The following is a 3,766-nucleotide window of genomic DNA, read 5'->3' on the forward strand; positions in this document are numbered from 1 at the left end:
CAAACTGCCCCTAATTGAAAGATTTTTAAAAAACGGATCTTCTGTTTTGGTAGCCGGTAAACTTGCCAATACAATACTCATAGCTAAGGGGCTGAAAATGAGCAAATCATGCGCAGATCTAGAATCTTTTGAATACATAAAAGATCTTGACTTGAACTCTTCCGGACTTCATTGGCCCGTAGATGGGGTGGTGGCCAAAGATTTAAACTCCAAGGAACACTGGACTAGCCTTGAGGATATTTCTCCCCTGAACACCCTGACGGCAGATGAGTGTGTTTTAGACATGGGGCCAGCCACTGTCGGGGGTTTTACCGCAATTCTCCGCTCGGCCAAGACTATATTTTGGAACGGGCCCGTGGGTGTGTGTGAAGACGAAAGGTTTGCTAAAGGTACTATGGAACTAGCAAGGTCTATTTCCAGAATATCCGCTTTTAAAGTACTGGGGGGTGGTGATACTATTGCCGCTTTAAATAAATTCGGCTTGTTAGATCAGTTTAATCATGTATCTACTGGAGGCGGGTCGATGCTGGAATTTCTATCTGGTAAAAAACTGCCCGGGCTTGAAGCCCTGAAAAAATGAGATTTACCGATGCGGGGGAGTTTAAAAAAGAGACAGGACATGAAGTAAATGGTATTTGGTTCCCGAGGGTAACCAGAATTTTGGAAATAAAATCTAAACCTGCTTTGCAAAATTTTTTTAAAGAAGTGGGTAGTTACCAAGGAGCGGAAGACATAAAAAACAAATCAGCTGAAGAGGGTTCTTTACTGCACCAGACCGTCCAGGGTGTTCTTACTGGCCGGGAGATGGTAATACCGGAGAGCATAAGGCCTGCTGTTGAAAAGTTTATTGAATTCAATCAGGATCAAAAAATTGTCATATATCCAGAGTTTATTGAAAAACCGATCTGGTCCGGCAAGTATCGCTATGCCGGAACAGTAGACGCGCTGGCTTGCATTGGCGGGAAGTTCGGAGTGCTGGACATAAAAACATCTACCGGATTTTATCCGGAATACAACCTGCAGACATCCGCGTATGTATCGGCTTTACAGGAATTTGAAATCAAAAAAGTTATCGGTCTGCCGCAGAATATAGAGACCAGGTGGATTTTAAGGATCGATCAAAAGAGGATATGCGATAAATGCGGCGCCAGCTTAAGAGAAAAAGGAGGAAGAAGAAAAATTAGACCAGGAAAAAATAATAAAATATTATGTTTGGAGGAAAGCCATGAGTGGCGTGATACCACTGGAGAAGTGGAGTTGAGAGAATTCCCTTATTTATATAAAGATTTTCGCGCTTTTGTCGCGGCCAAAATTCTTTGGGAATGGGAAAACGATTACTGGCTTAAAAAGGTGGGGTACTTAAAATAAGAATAATTTATGGATAAAATTATAATTTATACCGATGGTGGTTCTCGCGGAAATCCTGGTCCGGCAGCTGTTGGAGTTGTTATAAAAGATCATGCTGGAAAAAATATTAAGAGTTATTCAGAGGCGATAGGAGAAGGCACCAACAACGAGGCAGAATATAAAGCCGTTATTTTTGCTTTGAAAAAAATAAAAGCTCTTTTTGGAAAAGAGAAAATAAAAAATATGGATTTGGAATTTAGGCTGGATAGTGAATTGGTGGCAAAACAACTAAAGGGGGAGTATAAAACCGAAGAGAAATCTTTACACCCCTTGTTTATGGAAATTTGGAACCTAAAGACCGATTTTGGAGAACTAAATTTTAAAAATATACCAAGAGAACAAAATAAAGAGGCGGATAGGCTAGCAAATGAAGCTCTGGACAAGGAGCAGGGTTCTTTGTTATAATGTAATAGTTCTTTGATGTATCGGGTAATCGCTCTTATCCGCCATTGTGTGGATAGGGGAGGAAAGTCCGAACACCATCCAAACAATTTTTGTTTGGTTAGTGATAACGGCTAACAGCCGCCATACTCCTGATAATGTAAGGAGGAACGGGATAGTGTCACAGAGACCATACCGCGGACGTCATCATTTCTGGTCTAAAGCCAGAAAAGTTGGTAGCGCAAGGGTGAAAAGAGTGAGGTAAGAGCTCACAGTATATATTGGTAACAATATGTAGAGAAAAACTCCTATCCGGTGCAAGTTCTATTGAACGCTTGAGCCAGAAGAGCAATCTTTGGCCCAGACAAATGATTACCCCAAGTGCGTAAGTAAAATTACGTGCTCGGACAGAATTCGGCTTATAGACACATCAAAGACTTTAAAACCGCCTTAACCGGCGGTTTTAAAATTTGTGATTTAGACGACCGATATATCTATCCTTCTGCCGCCTTTTTTGTTTTTAGAATTCTCTAACCTGCGAGTAAACATCTCCAGTTGATCAACCCTGTATACCCGATAGTTATTAACTGGATTTCTATAAGAAGTTAAGATCCCTTTTTTGTCCCAGTTTCGGAGAGTAAGGGGGGTAACCCCCAGATGCTTGGCGGCCTGTTTTATGTTTAGGTATTTTTTTTCCATTTATTATAGGTTTATCAAACTTTAGCAATGTTTATCTCTTTGCGTATTATCTTCTATTGCTATCGGATAATCAATTAGGGTTATCCACAGACACGCAAAAATAAGCAATTTTTATGTATAAATTCTTTGATTCCTAAACCTGTCAAGGGTTTTTAATAAAAGACAGGTAAAAATATATCATTAAAATAAACAAAATCTTCTTTAACAGAACATATAAAAACCTTTATATCCGATAGTCTTTTTTTATTAATATTTAATAAGGATTATCAAAGTTTATATACCCAAGAAGATTAAATGATGATCTTCAGTTTTTTAACACAAAAATATTTTTTATTACTTATCCACAGGAAAATATCAAAAATTTTGATATATGGGTGGTAAAATATATATGTGATCCGATACTTATAAATTCTGTGGAAGAAGATAGAAAAGATTACATCTTAATATCGGAGGCTTGTGCCGATACTCCTTACTCGCAGGAGTACTTAAGTTTGCTTGTAAGGCGGGAAATTATAGCTGGTAAAAAATTTGGGCGAAATTGGTATGTAAAGAAATCCGATATAGAAAATTATATTGCCCTACACGGATTAAAAATAAAAAAAACAAACAACCCAATAATAATTCTTACAAAAATAAGGTTTTAATATCGGATCTTAATAAAAGATTTAATAAGGTAAAGAAATTTATTTTAGCAGTGAGTTTAATTTTTACTGTTTTTTCTGGAAGTGTTTTTGCTAAAAATTTTGTTTATGATGTTGTTGCTCCAAATATCGGTAAGACATTTAGTAAAACAATATCGGATATGGGCGGTATTTATAAAAACATACAAACAGATTTGTTAGAAATAGGATATGAAATAAAAGGTATATCTCATAATTTTTTCAGCGGCATAAAAAAAGAGGTTATTGAAATATCGGATGATTCTTTTAATACCGCATTATTGGCCAGCAGAGAATTAAGATATCAAGTCTCCAGAATTTCAAATAAATTCCAAACAGCAAACCGATATTTATCCGATAGTTTTATTGATACAACTAGAGTTTTTGAATCGGCTCTCTCCGAAGCCAGCCATCAGTTAGCCCAAATATCCCCTTCACCTCGCCGTAGCTTTAGCGAAGACGGGCCAACCTCCTTCTTCTCCTTCCTCGGCAATCAACTCAAAGGCATAACCCAATCAACAGTAAAAGCAATTGTCTCTGTTCCCCAAAAAGCAGTTGAATTGGTAACTCGTCAGGATAGAGATTCTTCGGTCACCTTGTTCCCTCAGAATGACAAAGAG

General features: G+C 37.7%; 6 protein-coding genes and 1 other RNA gene. 6 read left to right on the forward strand and 1 reads right to left on the reverse strand.

Features of this window, described 5'->3' with window-relative positions; translation table 11 throughout:
- The 4 genes from pgk to rnpB form a co-directional block, all read left to right on the forward strand.
- Positions 1 to 580: phosphoglycerate kinase (gene pgk, locus Q8Q95_04570; protein ID MDP3764854.1), on the forward strand; the 580-nt coding region annotated here is incomplete at its 5' end.
- Positions 577 to 1,368 (forward strand): hypothetical protein, encoded by a 792-nt coding sequence (locus Q8Q95_04575; protein MDP3764855.1) that lies wholly within the window; start codon positions 577 to 579, stop codon positions 1,366 to 1,368. The genes pgk and Q8Q95_04575, both read left to right, overlap by 4 nt.
- Before the next feature lie 9 nt (positions 1,369 to 1,377).
- Positions 1,378 to 1,812 carry a ribonuclease HI family protein gene (locus tag Q8Q95_04580; protein ID MDP3764856.1) on the forward strand — a complete coding sequence of 145 codons (435 nt, stop codon included), beginning with the start codon at positions 1,378 to 1,380 and terminating at the stop codon, positions 1,810 to 1,812.
- 12 nt (positions 1,813 to 1,824) lie between these two features.
- Positions 1,825 to 2,226: RNase P RNA component class A (gene rnpB / locus Q8Q95_04585), an RNA gene on the forward strand.
- Between the two features lie 39 nt (positions 2,227 to 2,265).
- Here rnpB and Q8Q95_04590 read toward each other — a convergent pair.
- Positions 2,266 to 2,487 (reverse strand): MerR family DNA-binding transcriptional regulator, encoded by a 222-nt coding sequence (locus Q8Q95_04590; protein MDP3764857.1) that lies wholly within the window; start codon positions 2,485 to 2,487, stop codon positions 2,266 to 2,268.
- A 374-nt stretch (positions 2,488 to 2,861) separates the two neighbouring features.
- Between Q8Q95_04590 and Q8Q95_04595 the strand changes: the two genes are divergently transcribed.
- Positions 2,862 to 3,131 carry a hypothetical protein gene (locus Q8Q95_04595; GenBank protein ID MDP3764858.1) on the forward strand — a complete coding sequence of 90 codons (270 nt, stop codon included), beginning with the start codon at positions 2,862 to 2,864 and terminating at the stop codon, positions 3,129 to 3,131.
- 50 nt (positions 3,132 to 3,181) lie between these two features.
- Positions 3,182 to 3,766 (forward strand): hypothetical protein (locus tag Q8Q95_04600; protein MDP3764859.1); only part of this gene is annotated, 585 nt, incomplete at its 3' end.

The sequence above is a fragment of the bacterium genome (genome assembly GCA_030697795.1).
Classification (GTDB): Bacteria; Patescibacteriota; Minisyncoccia; order JACQLN01; family JACQLN01; genus JACQLN01.